Raw genomic sequence first — 548 nt, forward strand, 5'->3', positions numbered from 1 at the left:
GGGCCCGCAGCACCCCGACCAGCTCCTTGACCCGGCCCGACTGCGCCTTCGAGGCGACCAGCACCGCGTCGGGGGTCGCCACCACCACCACGTCGTCGAGGCCGACCACCGTGGTCAGCCCCTCGCCCTCGCTGTGCACCAGGCTGTTGCGCGTGCCCAGGAGCTCGACCCGGCCGCGCACCGCGTTGCCGGCGGCGTCCTGCGGCATCACCTACCAGACCGCGTCCCAGGGGCCGACGCCCGACCACGGGAACCACACCGGCAGCACGCCGGCGCGCCCCGTGCACTCCCTCACCGCGTAGTCGATCGTGATCTTGGGCGCCTGCCCGAACGCGGCCGCGTCCAGGCGGACGAAGTCGAGGTCGACGCCGGCCCGCTCCAGCGCCGCGCGGGCGGCGGAGAGCACCGCGGGCGCTCGCGCGGCAGGTGCTGGATCGTTGCATGATGTCCCTAGCCGCCCAAGACCGTGGTCAGAACCTGACCGCCCCTGTCGACGCTGATGCGCCACGGCGCGGCATTCGTCCGCGCAATCCGATCGAAATACGGGG

General features: G+C 73.5%; 1 pseudogene. It reads right to left on the reverse strand.

The features are described from left to right. Nucleotides 1–421 (reverse strand): annotated as a pseudogene (gene cpsB, locus MKK68_RS22630) (mannose-1-phosphate guanylyltransferase/mannose-6-phosphate isomerase); the annotation flags it as partial. Nucleotides 422–548 lie beyond the last annotated feature (127 nt).

Source organism: Methylobacterium sp. E-016 (genome assembly GCF_022829745.1).
GTDB lineage: Bacteria > Pseudomonadota > Alphaproteobacteria > Rhizobiales > Beijerinckiaceae > Methylobacterium.